Raw genomic sequence first — 16,925 nt, 5'->3', positions numbered from 1 at the left:
ATGAATAAGAGGAAAATTATCATGGATTGTGATCCTGGTCATGATGATGCGATTGCGATTATTTTGGCTGCTGCACGGCAGGAATTAGAGATTCTGGGCATTACAACGGTTTCGGGAAATGCGGAAATCGAAAAAACAACCATGAATGCCCTGAAAATTTGTGACCTGGTTTCTTTAACTGATGTGATTGTTTCAAAAGGGGCGAGTGGTCCGCTTGTTCGGGTACGGGAAACGGCACCCGGCATTCATGGAGATACAGGGTTGGATGGCCCAGAGCTGGCTGAACCATCCCGTAGCTGGAGTGGGGAACATGGTGCTGATACGATGATAAGGCTGATAAAAGAGTCAGAAGAGCCTGTTACCGTCCTTCCGACAGGACCATTGACAAATGTGGCGTTAGCATTAGCAAAAGCACCTGAAATCAAGGATCATATTGAAGAGATTGTGTTGATGGGCGGCGGGACATTCGGCAACTGGACACCTACGGCCGAGTTCAATATATGGGCCGATCCAGAAGCCGCAAAAAAAGTCTTTGACAGCTGCATACCGACTACGGTTATGGGACTGGATATCACCCATCAGGCAATGGCATCACAAGAAGTGATTGATCAGGTGAATCAAATTGACAACAAGGTTGCCAAAATAGTGGGGGAACTATTAGAGTTTTTTGCTGAAACCAACAAAGAAATGTTTGATTTGGATGGAGGGCCCGTACACGATGTGCTGACGGTCGCTTATTGTGTGGCACCGGAATTGTTTAAGATGAAAGAGGTCAATATTGTAGTGGAAACAAAAGGCGAATTTACGGCCGGGACGACATTGGTTGATTTGCACGGGGTAACAGGCAGAGAAAGGAATGCCAAGTTCGGACTGGAACTTGATGTTGAAGGCTTTTGGAATCTCATGTTTGAATCCCTAAAAAAATACTAAAAGCCTAGGAACTAGGAAGAAGCTGGATGAAAATTACTTCATACGGGGGGATTGAATGATTACCGTAATTGGAAGCATGAATATGGATTTGGTCGTTGAGACCGATCACGTACCGGAAAACGGAGAAACAACGTTAGGAACTTCCTTTTCGACTTATTTTGGCGGAAAAGGCGCCAACCAGGCCGTCGCGATGGCAAGATTAGGGAGGGAGGTCCAAATGATTGGGGCGTGCGGGACCGATGAATATGGCAAAATGGCACTGTCTTCCTTAAAAGACGAAAACATCAAAACCGACCATGTGTTTTTATTTTCGGATGAAACAACCGGCATTGCTTCCATCATTGTGTCCGATGCGGATAACAGAATTATTGTCGTTCCTGGGGCAAATCATCGATTGACACCAAAGGAAATTCAGCAGTTGGAACAGGAAATCGCAAAAAGTGAAATGGTTGTCATGCAGTTAGAAATCCCATCCAACACCGTTCATGCAGCATTGAAAATATGCAAGGAACACAAGATTCCTGTCGTATTAAATCCTGCACCAGTCAATAATTTTAATGAGGAATTTATTGATTTAGCTACTTATCTAACACCCAATGAATCAGAATGTAAGAGTATTTTTGGCGAAAATATTGAACAGTCATTAGAGCGTTATCCGAATAAGTTGATTGTCACTTTAGGTGAAAAAGGTGCCCGTTTTTATAATGGCAAAGAGCATGTATTCATTAAAAACTTTGAGACGAAAGCCGTTGATACAACCGGTGCTGGTGATACTTTCAATGGGAGCTTTGCGGTTGCCTTAACAGAAGGAAAAAATATTGAAGAAGCAGTGAGATTTGCAAATGCAAGTGCTTCTTTAGCCGTCGAGAAAAAAGGTGCTCAAAGTGGCATGCCTTCATTGGATAGCGTTTTAAATAGGCTCAACTAGAAATGGAACGTACCTAATAAACATAATACTTGGACGGGGGATTAAATTTGAAACCGATTATATTCGATGTTGATACGGGGATCGATGATGCCTTGGCGATGTCCTACGCTTTAAACTCACCAGAACTGGAGTTGCTTGGTTTTACGACCTGCTTCGGCAACGTACCGGTAGAAGAGGCGACGCGCAATACACTTGCGGTTTTAGAAAAAACAGGGAAGAAGATTCCTGTTTACGCAGGAGCTGATCAAACATTAAGTCGCAGGCAAAGAAAAGGCTGGTCCAAACATGTTCATGGGGAGGACGGGTTAGGAAATACCCTGAAAAAGGATCCCATTACTCAAGCAGAAAGTCAATTTGGACCGGAGTTTATCATAGAGCAGGTGAAAAAACGTCCGAATGAAATAACGATCATTGCCGTTGGGCCACTGACTAACCTTGCATTGGCCATAAAAAGAGCACCGGAAATCATCCCGCTCGTTAAAGAGGCTGTGATTATGGGCGGAGCTGTAAAAGTGCCAGGGAATGCGACTGCCTATGCGGAAGCAAACATCCTTGCTGATCCCGATGCAGCGGAGGTTGTTTTCTCTTCAGGTTTGCAGGTCACCCTTGTTGGACTTGATGTAACCATGAAGACTTTATTGCCAAAATCGAACCTAGATGAATGGCGTGCTACTGGAAAGGAACGTGCTCATTTTTTGGCAGACATGACCCAGTTTTACATAAGCTTTTACGAATCCACCTATCCAGGGATTGGCGGCTGTGCTCTTCATGACCCACTCGCAGTGGGGGTTGCAATCGATCCAAGTTTTGTGTCGACGGAAATAATGAACGTCAAGGTCATCACAGATGGAAAAGAGGAAGGGAGTACCGTCGGCCATCTTGAGGGTGAGCCAAAGATTCGCGTCTGTACGGAAATCGAAAGTGACCGGTTTTTGGACCATTTTCTTAGTCGGGTAATAGGATGACTGATGAAAGTCTGCCTTCCAATTTGGAAGGCGGACTCGTTTCCTTTAGATTGCATTTTCCGGTGGTAGGACCAAGGGACAGGTCGGGACAGAGGAACGGGGCCTTTGTCTTAATTGGAATTATATGTTGGGACAAGGTCCTCTGTCCCACTTAATCAATAATCATCGTGACTAGGGGGATGTGGTTACGATGTTTTTTTATTGTCAGTATTCAGTTTTGATAAGTCACATTGTCTTGTCAGAAGAACCTGGCGTACAGTGACTAGCCGTTCACTTTTGTCCTACCAACACTATGTGCTAAATTCACAATGAAAATCTAAGCTCGGCCCCTGAATGGCCCTATCTACTGATAAAAATACTCGTCCATAACTGCTAATATAGTAGAAGGGGGAACCTTTTTTTCATTCCCAGCTTGTTCCTTTATGAACTGCGATACACACGTGTTAAACGTACCCAATATGGGACAAGGTTGATTGTAAAAGCCTATGAAACCGTCTCTTACCGAATAACCTTTCCTAATTTTCAACATAATGATGTAGTAGTACATACCTATGAAAAGAATACATAACGGTTCGTTTAGTAGATAAACAAGTTTTGTGATTGGGCTAGAGGTTACTGTAATGAAAAGGGTAGAGAGTTTATAGAAAGGAGACAGCAAAATGTCATTTTATCAAGATTTGACGAACTATTACGATCGCATTTTTCCTTTAAATCAAGTAGCATTATCGTTTATTTCTCATTATGTACATGAAGGAGATTCTGTTCTTGATATGGGTGCCGGGACAGGGAATATGGCGATTGCACTGGCAGAGAAGGGATTGGAGGTAACGGCCTCTGAACCAGAAGAAACCATGGCTGCGACCATCCAAAAGAAATCAGCCGAAAAAGGATTGTCTTTATCTGTTGAGACAAAATCTATGGAACAAATAGGAGAGTTTCAAGACAGTTTCAAAGCAATCATATGTGTTGGAAATACACTTCCGCATTTGCCAAATGAAGAAGCTGTTGTGAGTTTCCTTCGCCAATGTAGCATGAAACTGAAACAGGGTGGCGTGCTCATCATCCAGCAAGTGAATTTTGACAAAGTTTTAGCAAAAGATCATTTTGCCTTTCCTATTATTGAAAAAGAGGATTTCATTTTTACAAGGCATTATCAAAAGGAAGGCGACCATATTCTTTTTACGTCAAAATTAACGGTTAATGGAAAAACAACCGAAAATACGATTCCTTTATATCCATTACAATCCCAGCAGCTAACGGCTTTGCTAACAGAAGCTGGCTTTCAATCGGTTGAGAGATTTGGAAACTTTAAGGGTGAACGCTATACCATTGATTCTCCAGCGTTGATTGTGACGGCAAAGCGGTGGTGAGTAAAGCCCTGAAGGCTCTGCTGTTATTTTGCATCTGCCCCTATAAGGTGCTTGGTTCCCGTTTCTTACACTTGAACTGGATATAATAAGAAGAAAAATGGTGCTTAGAGGTGTATGAATGAGTGATTTGAACGTATTGTTTCGAAAGAGAATTGGAATCCCAGAACAAGAACAGCTAAGGTTTGAAAAGCTAGATGAACTTTTAGTCAAAACCGCGGAGAAGATTCCGTTTGAGAATCTATGTATTATGGAAAAACGTACAAGGGAACTTACGAACGAGAATGTGATGGATAAAATCCTGTTGCAGAATGAGGGCGGTCTTTGTTACGAGCTAAACTACATTCTCTACCTATTTTTAAAGGAAAACGGTTTTGACACGAAACTGATACGTGGAGTTGTTTACAACCAAATGAAACAAGAATGGAGTAAAACTGGGAAAACGCATGTTGCGACTTTGATTCAGCATAATGGGAAGTTCTTTCTTATGGATACAGGTTTTGGTGGAAACCTACCATTAAAACCGGTTCCGTTATCTGGAGAAACGGTTTCCTCGACTAATGGTGATTTTCGCGTGGAACGTGTTGACAGTGAACATGGTGATTATCAATTACATATGAAAATAAAGCACAAAGACCAAAACTGGAGAATCGGATATGCTTTTGACACGAATAATCACGTTAAGAGTGTTGAGGATTTAGAAGAAATACAGACGATCATTAAAGAGCATCCTGAATCGGCCTTTAATAAGAGGCCATTGATTACCAAGTTAACGAGTAAAGGGAACATGACCTTAACACCAGACTCTTTTACCGAATGGGTAGATGGGCAGGAGAAGAAAAAAGGAATTGATGAAAAAACATTCAATGAGCTCAAAAGGATGTATTTTGGTTTATAGGGACAGTCCCTTGTCCTAATTGGGAATATATTGTGGGACAAGGTGCCTGTCCCCTTGTCCCACAATTTTTAAGATTAGCTATTTTCAATTTGGTAGATTCTATGATATATTTATACCAATTTAATAAATCAACTTAAATAAGTGCTCACGTTTGTGAGGTAAAAGGGAAACTAGTGAAAGTCTAGTACAGCCCCCGCTACTGTAAGAGCTGATGAAATTACAATACCACTGAGAAATCGGGAAGGTGTAAGAGTAAAGAGAAGCTTAAGTCAGGAAACCTGCTTATTTATGCGAGACTAACTTTTCGGAGGGAGAAGTATAGGCGGGACAATGTTACCTATTGTTTTTGATGTTTCAGTATGCTTTTTTTTATGCTGTGATTTCAAATGCCTGTATTCCTTTTAAAAGGAGTGCAGGCATTTTTTAGTTTGTAAGAAAAATCAACTTTGAGAACGGTCTAGCTTCTATGCCTATTCCTTCGAAGTTATAAGCCTCGCAATAAAGACAAAGGGCGGCCTTCTGAGAGGCTGGTCTTACGCTTGGCAGGGGGGCAAGGTGTTTTGAGATTTCTAAATGGGAGGTAAGGCTATGAAAAAAGGAAAAATATTTGTTGTTGGCTTCGGTCCAGGCGATCGTGACCATATGACAAAACGAGCGGTTGATGTCCTGCAACAGAGTGATTGTATTATTGGCTATAAAACCTACGTGGAGCTTATTGAACCTTTCGTAACAGCAAAAGCCATCATCAGTACGGGGATGACAGAAGAAGTGTCTCGTGCACAAGAGGCTGTAAAACTAGCAGAAGCAGGAAATCTAGTCTCTGTGATTTCAAGCGGTGATTCAGGCGTATATGGGATGGCGGGATTAGTATATGAAGTACTGATTGAAAAGGGCTGGACTGAAGATGAAGGAATTGCAGTAGAAATTGTCCCAGGGATTTCAGCGATTAATTCATGTGCGAGCATACTAGGTGCGCCTATCATGCATGATGCCTGCACGATTAGTTTAAGTGACCATTTAACGCCTTGGACCGTGATTGAAAAGCGGATTGAAGCAGCCGGTATGGCGGATTTCGTGATTGCCTTATATAACCCGAAAAGCGGTCGGCGGACACGTCAAATTCAAGAGGCACAAACGATTCTATTAAAATATCGTTCTCCTAACACACCAGTAGGGCTTGTTAAAAGTGCCTTTCGCGAAAATCAAAATGTCGTGCTGACTACACTGGCGGATATGCTTGAACATGATATTGGAATGCTGACAACGGTTGTTATTGGGAATTCCTCAACTTTCTTTTACGACAATAAAATCATTACCCCTCGAGGGTATCAGCGCAAATATACATTAGGGGCAGAGAAACAAAGTTTAAAGCCACATCAGCGTTTGAAAAAAGAAGCAGAACCATGGGCATTAAATCAAGAAACAGGGGAAGCTCAGGCTGGTTATGAGCAAATCGAAAGAAAAACACAAGAAGCTAGCTCATTAGACTTTGCCTTAAAGGCTTTATCCATGGTGACGAAACAGGAAATAGAGAATCCAATGTTGGTACAACAGCCAATCGAAGATATTTTTGAATTCGCTGTTTCACCTGGTGTTGCCAACAAATTTATTACGCCAGAACAAATGCGGATTTTAGCAGAAGTCATTGGTGAAACAGGGACCTTAGAATATACACCAGATCACCGTTTTTTGGTAAAGGTTCCAACAAATCATCCTGAATCCATGATTGAAAAACTGGAACAAAATCAGCTAATTGTCATGCCAATGGGAGATGTTTTGAATTTAAAAGCTTGTGATTTTTGCTACGGTGAAAAAGCAGAGTCTATTCCATATGCAGAAGAAATTGCATCAAAATTGGGGGGCTTAAAGCTGCCAAAAGAATTACATATTGGATTCAATGGGTGTGGGATGGCTTGTTATCGGGCCGTATTTGATGATATTGGGATTGTGTATCGCAAAAAGAAATTTGATTTATTTATTGGAGCAAAGCCGGTTGGCCGTACAGCCCATGCTGCACAGCCAGTAGCAGAGGGAATTGAACCAGATCAGTTGCTGCCGTTATTAACGGAATTGATTGAGGAATACAAACAAAATGCCCATCCAAATGAACGGCTATTTAAATATTTTAAACGTGTGAAAAAAATTCAGTCTTTTAACTATCAGGATATGAGCTCCAAAATTGAAGTCGAGCCGGCACCATGTGGGGATTAGGAGGAACACATGATTTTATTTTTAGCAGGCACAAGTGATGCGAGAGCATTAGCCATTCAATTGCAAAATCAAGGCTATCCGTTAGTGGCAACGGTTGTCACAGAATCGGCAGCCGAAAGTTTAAGAGCCCACCATATCCCTTATCAAGTGGGGCGGTTAACCGTGGATGACATGATGGGTCTTATTCAGAAGCAAAATATGACCTGTGTGATCGATGCCAGCCATCCGTATGCCGAAGAAGCTTCGAAAACGGCGATCGCAGCAGCAAAAGCCTGTGAGATTACCTATATTCGTTATGAACGGCCCAAAGAACAGTTTCTTTCTCCACTCATTACCGAAGCTGAGAGCTATGAAGAGGCAGCAAAATTAGCCCAATCTCACAAAGGAACGATCATGCTAACAACAGGAAGCAAAACGTTAGAAATATTCACGAAGTATTTAAGGCGCGATGAAATCCGGCTTGTTTGCAGGATGCTTCCAAATATAGGGAACTTGGAAAAGTGCCATCAGTTAGGGATTAAGCAAAAGGACATTGTTGCGATCCAGGGGCCATTTTCTGAATCATTAAATAAAGCATTATGTGAGCATTATGATGTGACGCTATTGATTACAAAAGAAAGCGGCAAAGTGGGAGCGGTGGATGAAAAAGTGACAGCGGCTCTGCAATTAGGGATCCCGGTTCTGTTAATCAAACGACCAGCGATTGAATATGAAAATTTATGTACTTCTTTCGAAGAAGTAACTCAACTTTTAGGGAGGCTTTATTCATGGCAAACATGAACTTTGGTACAAAATTTATTCCGGTAACGGTAGATCCAGACAAGATTTATGATCACAGTTTCGCGATTATAAAAGAAGAAATGGGTGAACATTCATTCACAGATGAACAATGGCTTGTAGTGCGTCGGGTGATTCACGCTTCAGCAGATTTTGAACTCGGACGCAGCATGATTTTTACTCCAGATGCAATTGAGGCAGGGGTTCAATCCATTCTTTCGGGCCATCATGTCGTGGCGGATGTACAAATGATTGAAAGTGGGTCAGGCCGTAAACGATTCCAAAAGCATGGCGGGGACCTTCATTGTTATATCGCCGATGAGGATGTGGCAAAAGAAGCGAAGGCTCAAGGAACAACACGGGCGATTATTTCCATGCAAAAGGCAACTCAGTTACATAAAGGAGGAATCTATGCCATTGGCAATGCACCAACGGCACTCCTGGAGTTAATTCGTTTAGTAAAGGAAGGCCTGGCAGAACCGGACTTAATTATTGGAATGCCAGTGGGCTTTGTTTCAGCTGCCGAATCAAAAGCCGAGTTAGCCGTTCTTGAAGGGATTCCATTTATTACAAACGCAGGGAGAAAGGGTGGCAGTACAGTGACAGTAGCTGCACTGAATGCCATTTCGATTATGGCAGATGAGCGAGCAAAAGAAACGAAATAAAAAAGACCCTTCCCAAATGCGTCATGGCTACACGACAGGATCTTGTGCCACAGCAATGACAAAGGCAGCGCTGCAAGCACTTATCGTAGGAAAGGTACCAGATGAAGTCACGATTTATTTACCGGTTGTTAGCCAGTATGCAACATTTAAAGTATCCGCATTTGAAGTGTCAGATGAATGGGTCATGTGTGAAACGATCAAAGATGCGGGAGACGATCCGGATGCAACCCATCAAGCACGCATTCGAAGTACCGTTCGTTATTCAAAAGAAAAGGGCATCCATTTAGATGGTGGGGTTGGCGTCGGGCGAGTGACCAAAGCAGGACTACCTGTCCCTGTGGGGCAAGCTGCGATCAATCCCGTACCCCGTAAAATGATTTATGGTGTGGTTCAAGAAGCACTTGAAAAATTTCACTTGGATTGTGGAATTGAAGTGGTGATTTCCGTCCCAGAAGGGGAAGAAATCGCTAAAAAAACATTGAATGGGCGTTTAGGCATTATCGGCGGGATTTCGATATTAGGTACACGAGGGACAGTTATTCCATTTTCCAGCTCCGCTTATATGGCAAGCATTGTCCAAGCGATCAATGTTGCAAAAGAGGCGGGGTGTGAGCACTTAGTTATCACCACGGGAGGACGTAGTGAAAAATATGCCATGAGGCAGTACCCCCATTTACCAGAAGAAGCGTTTATCGAAATGGGCGACTTTGTCGGTTTTACGCTTAAGAATCTTGCACGGAAGAAGATTCCAAGAGTCTCGTTAGTGGGGATGATGGGGAAGTTCTCAAAGGTGGCCCAAGGTGTGATGATGGTTCACTCAAAAAGTGCGCCGGTTAGCTTTGAGTTTTTAGCAGGGATTGCAAATAAAGTAGGGGTGGATGAGGAGACGCAGCGAGAAATTTTACAGGCGAATACTGCTTCACAGGTAGCTGAATTTCTCCAAGGGAACGAGGCATTCTTTACAGCCCTTTGCAAAAACTGCTGCTACTATGCGCTGAATCATTTGAATACGGACATGAAGGTGTCGACCACCTTGTATACCTTGAATGGAGACTTTTTAGGAAAGGCTGAGAATATTGACAAATTGGATGAAGATGATTGGTATCGGGGATAATGGCGCGGAAGGTTTGCTCCCACAGTATGTAGAGTGGATCCATGAATGTGATGCCCTTGTAGGAGGGGAGCGTCACTTACAATTTTTTCCGAACTTTAACAGAGAGAAAAAAGTAATCAAAGGAGGTTTGGCAGCGTTAACAGCTGAATTACAGCAAGAATCGCGAAATGTCGTGATTTTGGTGTCGGGTGATCCCCTGTTTTATGGACTTGGCGGTGTGCTTGCAAAGAAGCTTCCATTAGAGATTTATCCTTATACCAGCTCGGTCCAGCTCGCTTTTTCGAAAATGCAGGAAAGCTGGCAGGATGCGTATATTGTTAGCTTGCACGGCCGTTCGATAAAAGGGTTGGCACAAAGGATTGATGGGCGCAAGAAAATTGCGATTTTAACAGATGAGACGAATTCTCCTCAGACAATCGCAACCTATTTAAAGCGGTTCGGCATGATAGAATACGAGGCCTTTGTAGCTGAAAACCTGCAAGGTGATAACGAGCGCTGCCGTTCCTTTACCTTAGATGAAATGGAACAAACTTCTTTTTATCCATTAAATGTGGTGATTTTGAAGCAGCGTAAGGTCGTCGAACGCGCTTCTCTTGGCATTCCGGATGATGCTTTTGTACAGCGAAAGCCAGATAAAGGTCTCATTACGAAAAAAGAAATTCGAGTTCTTAGTTTACAAGAATTAGAGCTCAAGGAAACTAGCATTGTTTGGGATATTGGAACTTGCACAGGGTCCGTTGCGATTGAAGCAGCAAAAATCGCTCGGGAAGGTGCCGTTTTTGCGATCGAGAAAAATGAGGGCGACCTAGAAAACTGCCTAGAAAATCAATTGAAACATCGGACCGATTTTACGGCAGTCCTGGGGAAGGCACCTGACCGTCTGCATGAATTTCCAAATCCAGATGCGATTTTTATTGGCGGCAACGGTGGAAATATGGAGCATTTATTGCAAACCTGTATTTCACGCCTACAGCCCAATGGTCGACTAGTTATGAATATAGCGACAATCGAAAATCTGGCGGAAGCGCTGCAGCATCTAAAAGCATTTGGCTGTGATGTATCTATCTTGCAGGCGCAAATGTCAAGAAGTAAACCGATCTTACATTTAACACGGTTTGAACCGTTAAATCCAATCTATATTGTGACAGCAAAGAAAGGAAAAGAAGAATGAGAATAGGAACATTATATGGATTAGGGGTTGGCCCTGGAGATCCAGAATTAATCACTGTAAAAGCCTTTCGCAAATTACAGGAAAGCCCCGTCATTGCTTATCCAAAAAAATTAAAAGGCAGTAAATCTTATGCCCATCGAATTGTGGAAGTCTATATTAACCCTAAAGAAAAAGAGATGCTTGGTCTAGTATTTCCGATGACAAAAGATGAAGATACCCTTCGCACGGAATGGACAAAATCAGTGGAAGCGATCTATGGCTATATCGTTCAAGGAAAAGATGTTGCGTTTGTGACAGAAGGGGACCCGATGCTGTTCAGCACATTTATTCATTTAATGAATTTAATGAAATCAATGTACCCAGATGTCCCAATTGAAACGGTTGCAGGGATTTCGTCGTTTAACGGTTCAGCGAATCGCTTAGGAATTGCGTTGGCGGATGGTGATGACCATATCGCGATGGTTCCTGCGACAGAGGATATGGAAGAAATGCGCCGGGTGATTGAAAGCCACGATGCGATTGTCTTTATCAAAGTAGCGAAAGTTTTAGACGCGATGCTGGATTTGCTAGAGGATATGAATTTATTAGAAAACACACATGTCGTGACAAAAGTGACATCAGACGAAGAGGTCATTTGGAAGGTTAATGAATTAAGGGGTGCAGAATTAAACTACTTGTCATGTATGGTGGTGCGCAAATCATGAAGAAAATTTGGATTATTGGAGCAGGACCTGGAGACCCGGATTTAATTACGGTGAAAGGTTTAAAGCTATTAAAAGAAGCGGATGTTGTGATGTACACCGATTCACTCGTTAGCGAGACGTTAGTAGCAGAAGCAAAGGAGTCTGCAGAAATCATCCGCACAGCCGGGATGCATCTGCAAGAAATGGTGGATTGTATCGTTGAACGTGTCCATGATGGCAAAACAGTTGTCCGACTACATACAGGAGATCCGGCGATGTACGGGGCAACGATGGAGCAAGTGGCGCTTTTGAAGCATCAGGAGATTAGCTGTGAAGTCGTGCCAGGGGTAAGCTCTGTATTTGCCTCTGCAGCAGCCGTTGGGGCGGAGCTCACGATACCCGAATTAACGCAAACCCTTATTTTAACAAGGGCTGAAGGCCGGACACCTGTGCCGGAACGGGAAAAATTACAAGCACTGGCAAGCCATCACTGTACAATTGCGATGTTTTTAAGTGCAACATTAACAAAGAAAATTACCAAAGAATTGCAAGCAGCCGGATGGGCAGACGATACACCTATTGTGGTTGTGCAACGTGCTTCGTGGCCGGATCAAAAGATTGTTCGGACAACATTGGTTGAATTAGATGAAGCCATGCGTGTCAATGGCATTCGCAAGCATGCGATGATTCTTGCAGGCTGGGCATTAGACCCCGAGATTCACGAAAAAGATTATCGTTCGAAGCTATATGACAAGACTTTTACACATGGCTTCCGTAAAGGTGTGAGTGCGAATGATTCGTTTAAGTGAAGGTGAAATTCCCGTAATCGAAAAGCGCAAGCCGTATGCCCTCATAGCCATTACAAAGCACGGGGTGGCCCATGCAAGAAGCTACGCGGAAAAATTCCCGTATGTGGACCTATATTATATGAAGAAATTCGAGCAAGGCGATGAAGAGGCACGCCAAATTCAATTATTTGATGGGAGTGTCCGCCTATTATTACCCGCTTTGTTTCAGCAATATAAAGGGATCATTTCTATCATTTCGCTCGGTGCGGTCGTTCGCATGATTGCTCCGCTTTTGATCGATAAAAAGAAAGACCCTGCAGTAGTAGTTGTCGATGATAAAGGACAGTATGTTGTCAGTGTATTATCGGGACATATTGGCGGGGCCAATGCCCTAACTCATGAATTCGCCAAAGCGATTGGTGCAACACCCGTTGTTACAACCGCATCAGATGTACAAAAAACGATTCCGGTCGATTTATTCGGGGCCCAATTTGGATGGATGTGGGATAGTGCAGAAAAGTTAACTCCTGTTAGTGCATCGGTTGTCAATGAAGAGCATGTGGCAATCGTGCAGGAAACAGGAGAAAAAAATTGGTGGACGTACGAGCGATCAATGCCCGATCATTTGAAAATTTATTCTTCGATAGATGAAGCAATCCATGCCAAGCCACAGGCTACCTTGCTGATTACCGATCGTTTAATTGAAGAAAATGAAAAGGTGCTCCTTGAGAACGGAGTGCTGTATCGTCCAAAATCCATTGTTCTTGGCATTGGCTGTAATCGCGGGACGGCGATGGCAGAAATCGAACAAGTCATAGAGGAAACATTAGCTGAGCTGCGTTTAAGTAAAAAAAGTGTCAAAGCTGTTGCGTCTATCGATTTAAAGAAAAACGAGGCAGGCTTGCTAGAAATAACCGCTAAGTATAACTGGCCGTTTGTTACCTACAGCCCTGATGAGCTAAATGAAATCCCGATGCAAAATCCGTCGGAAACCGTCTTTAAATATACAGGTGCATATGGGGTCAGTGAGCCGGCCGCTATGCGCTATGCGAATGCGAAAGAATTATTGCTAGAGAAAAAGAAGAGCGGAAATGTGACCATCTCCATTGCCCGTGTGAACTTTGAGGAGGGAGAATGATGAATCGATTTGTTCTTGCTGGTACAGGAAGCGGTGTTGGGAAAACAACGTTTACAATCGGCATCATGCGTGCGCTGATGAAACGAGGTTTAACTGTCCAGGGGTTTAAATGTGGTCCCGATTATATTGACCCAACCTATCATACCGCAGTCACAAAACGACCTTCTCGAAATATTGATAGTTTCATGATGTCCCATGATACCGTTCGGGCCATTGTCTCTAGAGCAAGCCAAGATGTCGAGGTCGCGATGATTGAAGGGGTAATGGGTTTTTATGATGGCAAATCCCCATTAACAAATGAAGGGTCGGCTGCTGATATTAGTCAAATCACAAACAGTCCGGTCATTTTAATTGTCAACGCCGCAAGTATGGCAAGAAGTGCCGCTGCGATTGTCAAAGGATTTCAAATGTTAGAGGAAAACTCGAAGATCGTGGGGGTTTTAGCCAATCAGTTAGGAAGTAAAAGCCATTTTGAGATTGTAAAATCTGCGATTGAACAAGAATGTGGCATTCCTGTCATTGGCTACCTTCCCAAAGGAGCAGTACCGACGTTGCCAAGCCGACATCTTGGTTTAGTGCCCGCCATTGAACGCGGGGACCTAGATTCCTATTTTGATAGTCTGGCAGAGGCAATCGAAGAAACAGTGGATATGGAGCAGCTACTAGAAATCACAAAAGCCCCATCTTTGGACGTGAAAGCCTCTATTTTTGATCCACAGCCACAAGGGAAAGAAGTACATATTGCCGTTGCCAGGGACGCGGCTTTTAACTTTTACTATGAGGAAAATTTAGAATTGCTGCGTGCATATGGTGCCAGATTGCATTTCTTCTCTCCATTACAAAATGAGGAGGTTCCAAGTATTGCGCAGGGACTGTATATTGGCGGCGGTTTCCCGGAAGAGTTTGCCGAAAGCTTAACGATAAATGAGCAAACGAAGCAATCCATAAGGGCGGCACTTGAGCGAGGGCTGCCAACATTAGCAGAGTGCGGCGGTTTTATGTATTTAACAGAGGAAATGGTGAATCGTCAAGGACAGGTCTTCCCAATGGTTGGAATCATTCCAGGACGTGTGCGGATGCAAGATAAATTAGCGGCACTTGGCTACCGGGAAATTACAGGTGTTCCAGGCAATTTCCTATTGAATGAAGCGGAACAGGCTAAAGGGCATGAGTTCCATTATTCAACGTATGAAGGCGAACTCTCATCACCTGCTTATTTTAGTAAAGGCCGTTTCCGGGCTCAGCAGGAAGGTTATTTACATAAGAATCTGGTTGCCGGCTATACCCACTTTCATTTTGCTTCAAATCCACAGCTTGTGAAAAACTGGCTGACTACCTGTTTGGAGGGAGAACAATGAATTATTTCCCATTATTAATGAATATTGACTACAAAAAGGTTGTGATTGTTGGGGGCGGTCATGTAGCACGTCAAAAGGTGGAAGCCCTACTTCCGACAAAAGCGCTGTTGACAGTGATTAGTCCAGCGGTAACCGATCAATTGCAGCACTATATCAATGAAGGGCTTGTGACTTGGATAGAAAAAACATTTGAGCCGTCTGATTTAGACGATGCAGCACTGATTTTCGCGGTTACTGAGAAAGAAGAAGTGAATAATGCGGTGGAAGAAGCGACACAGCATTGGCAATTGCTCAGTCGGGCGGATGCAAAAGGACGTGTTGACTTCATCAACCCAGCAGTCGTTCGTCGCGGTGATTTTATTGTAACCGTATCGACATCTGGAGCAAGTCCAGGGCTAACACGCCAAGTAAAGTCACAAGTAGCTGAGCAATATGGAGAACATTATGCGCAGTATGTTGCGTTTTTAAAAGAAGCACGTCAGCGAATTTTAAAAGTGTTTACGGGCGATGAGAAAAAACAGCGATTAGCCGAGCTCCTCAATCCGCGAGTTTTACAGTGGATTGAGCAAGGTGAAAAGCAAAAATGTGACGCCTGGCTAGAACGGTGTTTAGGAGGGAAACAGTGAGCGGGTTTGTATATATAGTAGGAGCTGGCCCAGGGGACCCCAAGCTATTGACGATTCGTGGACTAGAGTGCACTCAGCAAGCAGATGTGATTTTGTATGATCGTCTCGTAAACACGGATTTATTAACCCATGCAAAAGCGGAAGCCGAGCTTATTTATTGCGGAAAAGAGCCAGGAAAGCACGGACTGATTCAGGATGAAATTCATCGTGTGCTAGTCGAACAAGCCAATCTTGGAAAGCAGGTCCTGCGCTTAAAAGGCGGTGACCCCTTTGTCTTTGGACGTGGGGCAGAAGAAGCAGCCATTTTACGGCAAGCCAATATTCCTTATGAAATCGTGCCTGGTATAACAGCTGGGATTGCCGCGCCTGCTTATGCGGGGATTCCAGTGACCCACCGTGATCATGCCACAAGCTTTACGATTGTGACAGGGCATCGCCGATTCGATAAGGAAGAGGATGTTTTAAATTGGTCGGCTCTTGCTCAAATGGATACGGTGGCCTTTTATATGAGCATTGGTAATATCGAGTCGATTACGAAAAGCTTAATTACTTATGGCAAAAGTGAAACAACCCCTGTTGCGGTGATTGAATGGGGAACAACAAAAAACCAGCGTACGATTATCGGCAATTTGTCAACGATTGCACAAGAGATTCAAATCCATCGCATCAAAAATCCATCGATGATTTTAGTAGGTGATGTGGTTAAGGTAAGGGATCAAATCGCCTGGTTTACAGAAAAGGAGCATGAATTATGTTAGAGGCATTAAAAAAACGCCGTGCGATTCGCCAATTTGAAACCCGCGAGGTTGAGCGTGGGAAAATTGAGATGTTATTGGAGGCAGCAACGTATGCACCAAATGACCGTATGCGAGAACCCTGGCATTTTTATGTTCTACAGGGCGATAGTCTAAAACGTTATGAGCAAGTGGCACTAGATTATTTACAAAAACGGTTTCCAACGAAACCACACTTAGTGGAAAGTTCCATGAAAGCCATCACAAACACACCGCTTGTCATTGTCGTAACCTCGGCGATCGTCGATGGCGATGAAGGGGCAACAAAAGATAATACCTTTGCAGTCAGCAGTGCGATTATGTCGATGTGGTTAATGGCCGAACAGTTAGGGTTAGGCATGGTTTGGCGGACACGTGGGGTAGGTTTAGTGCATGAAACAGCCTTGCATGATTTTATCGGTGCATCCGATCAAGAGCAATTAGTCGGGACGTTATGTATCGGTTATCCAACAGAAGAAGTGAGTTCCGATAAAAAGCGTACCCCATTTGCAGAAAAAACAACTTGGCTATAA

At 43.4% G+C, this 16,925-nt stretch carries 17 protein-coding genes and 1 riboswitch; all 17 genes read left to right on the top strand.

Translation table 11 applies throughout. The features are described 5' to 3' along the window. The 17 genes from LG336_RS15985 (at position 1) to LG336_RS15905 (ending at position 16,925) form a co-directional block, all read left to right on the top strand. Positions 1–930, top strand: a complete 930-nt coding sequence (locus LG336_RS15985; protein WP_404328478.1) for a nucleoside hydrolase — start codon at positions 1–3, stop codon at positions 928–930. A gap of 55 nt (positions 931–985) precedes the next feature. After that, complete coding sequence (gene rbsK / locus LG336_RS15980) at positions 986–1,858, top strand: ribokinase (RefSeq protein WP_404328477.1); 873 nt, start codon at positions 986–988, stop codon at positions 1,856–1,858. A 47-nt stretch (positions 1,859–1,905) separates the two neighbouring features. Next, positions 1,906–2,823, top strand: coding sequence for a nucleoside hydrolase (locus tag LG336_RS15975; protein WP_404328476.1), 918 nt, complete (start codon positions 1,906–1,908; stop codon positions 2,821–2,823). A 659-nt stretch (positions 2,824–3,482) separates the two neighbouring features. Next, the gene (locus LG336_RS15970; protein WP_404328475.1) at positions 3,483–4,193 is read left to right on the top strand and encodes a class I SAM-dependent methyltransferase; all 711 of its coding nucleotides are present in this window, start codon (positions 3,483–3,485) and stop codon (positions 4,191–4,193) included. Positions 4,194–4,311: 118 nt separating this feature from the next. Further along, positions 4,312–5,088 (top strand): arylamine N-acetyltransferase, encoded by a 777-nt coding sequence (locus LG336_RS15965; RefSeq protein ID WP_404328474.1) that lies wholly within the window; start codon positions 4,312–4,314, stop codon positions 5,086–5,088. A gap of 122 nt (positions 5,089–5,210) precedes the next feature. Continuing rightward, a riboswitch (cobalamin riboswitch) is annotated at positions 5,211–5,389 on the top strand. Between the two features lie 287 nt (positions 5,390–5,676). Next, positions 5,677–7,299, top strand: a complete 1,623-nt coding sequence (cobJ, locus tag LG336_RS15960) for a precorrin-3B C(17)-methyltransferase (RefSeq protein ID WP_404328473.1) — start codon at positions 5,677–5,679, stop codon at positions 7,297–7,299. 9 nt (positions 7,300–7,308) lie between these two features. After that, positions 7,309–8,079: a precorrin-6A reductase gene (cobK, locus tag LG336_RS15955; RefSeq protein ID WP_404328472.1), complete on the top strand. Its 771-nt coding sequence runs from the start codon at positions 7,309–7,311 to the stop codon at positions 8,077–8,079. Next, positions 8,067–8,741 carry a precorrin-8X methylmutase gene (locus LG336_RS15950; protein ID WP_404328471.1) on the top strand — a complete coding sequence of 225 codons (675 nt, stop codon included), beginning with the start codon at positions 8,067–8,069 and terminating at the stop codon, positions 8,739–8,741. Before cobK ends, LG336_RS15950 begins: the two co-directional genes overlap by 13 nt. Beyond that, positions 8,716–9,855: a cobalt-precorrin-5B (C(1))-methyltransferase gene (locus LG336_RS15945; protein ID WP_404333190.1), complete on the top strand. Its 1,140-nt coding sequence runs from the start codon at positions 8,716–8,718 to the stop codon at positions 9,853–9,855. Before LG336_RS15950 ends, LG336_RS15945 begins: the two co-directional genes overlap by 26 nt. Next, positions 9,830–11,026 (top strand): precorrin-6y C5,15-methyltransferase (decarboxylating) subunit CbiE, encoded by a 1,197-nt coding sequence (gene cbiE, locus LG336_RS15940; protein WP_404333189.1) that lies wholly within the window; start codon positions 9,830–9,832, stop codon positions 11,024–11,026. Before LG336_RS15945 ends, cbiE begins: the two co-directional genes overlap by 26 nt. Continuing rightward, complete coding sequence (cobI, locus tag LG336_RS15935) at positions 11,023–11,730, top strand: precorrin-2 C(20)-methyltransferase (RefSeq protein WP_404328470.1); 708 nt, start codon at positions 11,023–11,025, stop codon at positions 11,728–11,730. The genes cbiE and cobI overlap by 4 nt, the downstream gene beginning before the upstream one ends. After that, positions 11,727–12,518, top strand: coding sequence for a precorrin-4 C(11)-methyltransferase (cobM, locus tag LG336_RS15930; protein ID WP_404328469.1), 792 nt, complete (start codon positions 11,727–11,729; stop codon positions 12,516–12,518). The genes cobI and cobM overlap by 4 nt, the downstream gene beginning before the upstream one ends. Continuing rightward, positions 12,502–13,635 carry a cobalt-precorrin 5A hydrolase gene (locus LG336_RS15925; protein WP_404328468.1) on the top strand — a complete coding sequence of 378 codons (1,134 nt, stop codon included), beginning with the start codon at positions 12,502–12,504 and terminating at the stop codon, positions 13,633–13,635. Before cobM ends, LG336_RS15925 begins: the two co-directional genes overlap by 17 nt. Beyond that, positions 13,635–14,993, top strand: coding sequence for a cobyrinate a,c-diamide synthase (locus LG336_RS15920; protein ID WP_404333188.1), 1,359 nt, complete (start codon positions 13,635–13,637; stop codon positions 14,991–14,993). Before LG336_RS15925 ends, LG336_RS15920 begins: the two co-directional genes overlap by 1 nt. After that, positions 14,990–15,619 carry a bifunctional precorrin-2 dehydrogenase/sirohydrochlorin ferrochelatase gene (locus tag LG336_RS15915; protein ID WP_404328466.1) on the top strand — a complete coding sequence of 210 codons (630 nt, stop codon included), beginning with the start codon at positions 14,990–14,992 and terminating at the stop codon, positions 15,617–15,619. The genes LG336_RS15920 and LG336_RS15915 overlap by 4 nt, the downstream gene beginning before the upstream one ends. After that, positions 15,616–16,377: a uroporphyrinogen-III C-methyltransferase gene (cobA, locus tag LG336_RS15910; protein WP_404328465.1), complete on the top strand. Its 762-nt coding sequence runs from the start codon at positions 15,616–15,618 to the stop codon at positions 16,375–16,377. The genes LG336_RS15915 and cobA overlap by 4 nt, the downstream gene beginning before the upstream one ends. Next, on the top strand, positions 16,371–16,925 hold the full coding sequence (locus LG336_RS15905) for a nitroreductase (RefSeq protein ID WP_404328464.1): 555 nt from the start codon (positions 16,371–16,373) through the stop codon (positions 16,923–16,925). The genes cobA and LG336_RS15905 overlap by 7 nt, the downstream gene beginning before the upstream one ends.

This window comes from Mesobacillus maritimus (assembly GCF_044803185.1).
GTDB classification, from domain to species: Bacteria; Bacillota; Bacilli; order Bacillales; family Cytobacillaceae; genus Mesobacillus_B; species Mesobacillus_B maritimus_B.
Note: the sequence above shows the minus strand (reverse complement) of the source record. Positions and strands in the feature narration are given on the sequence as shown.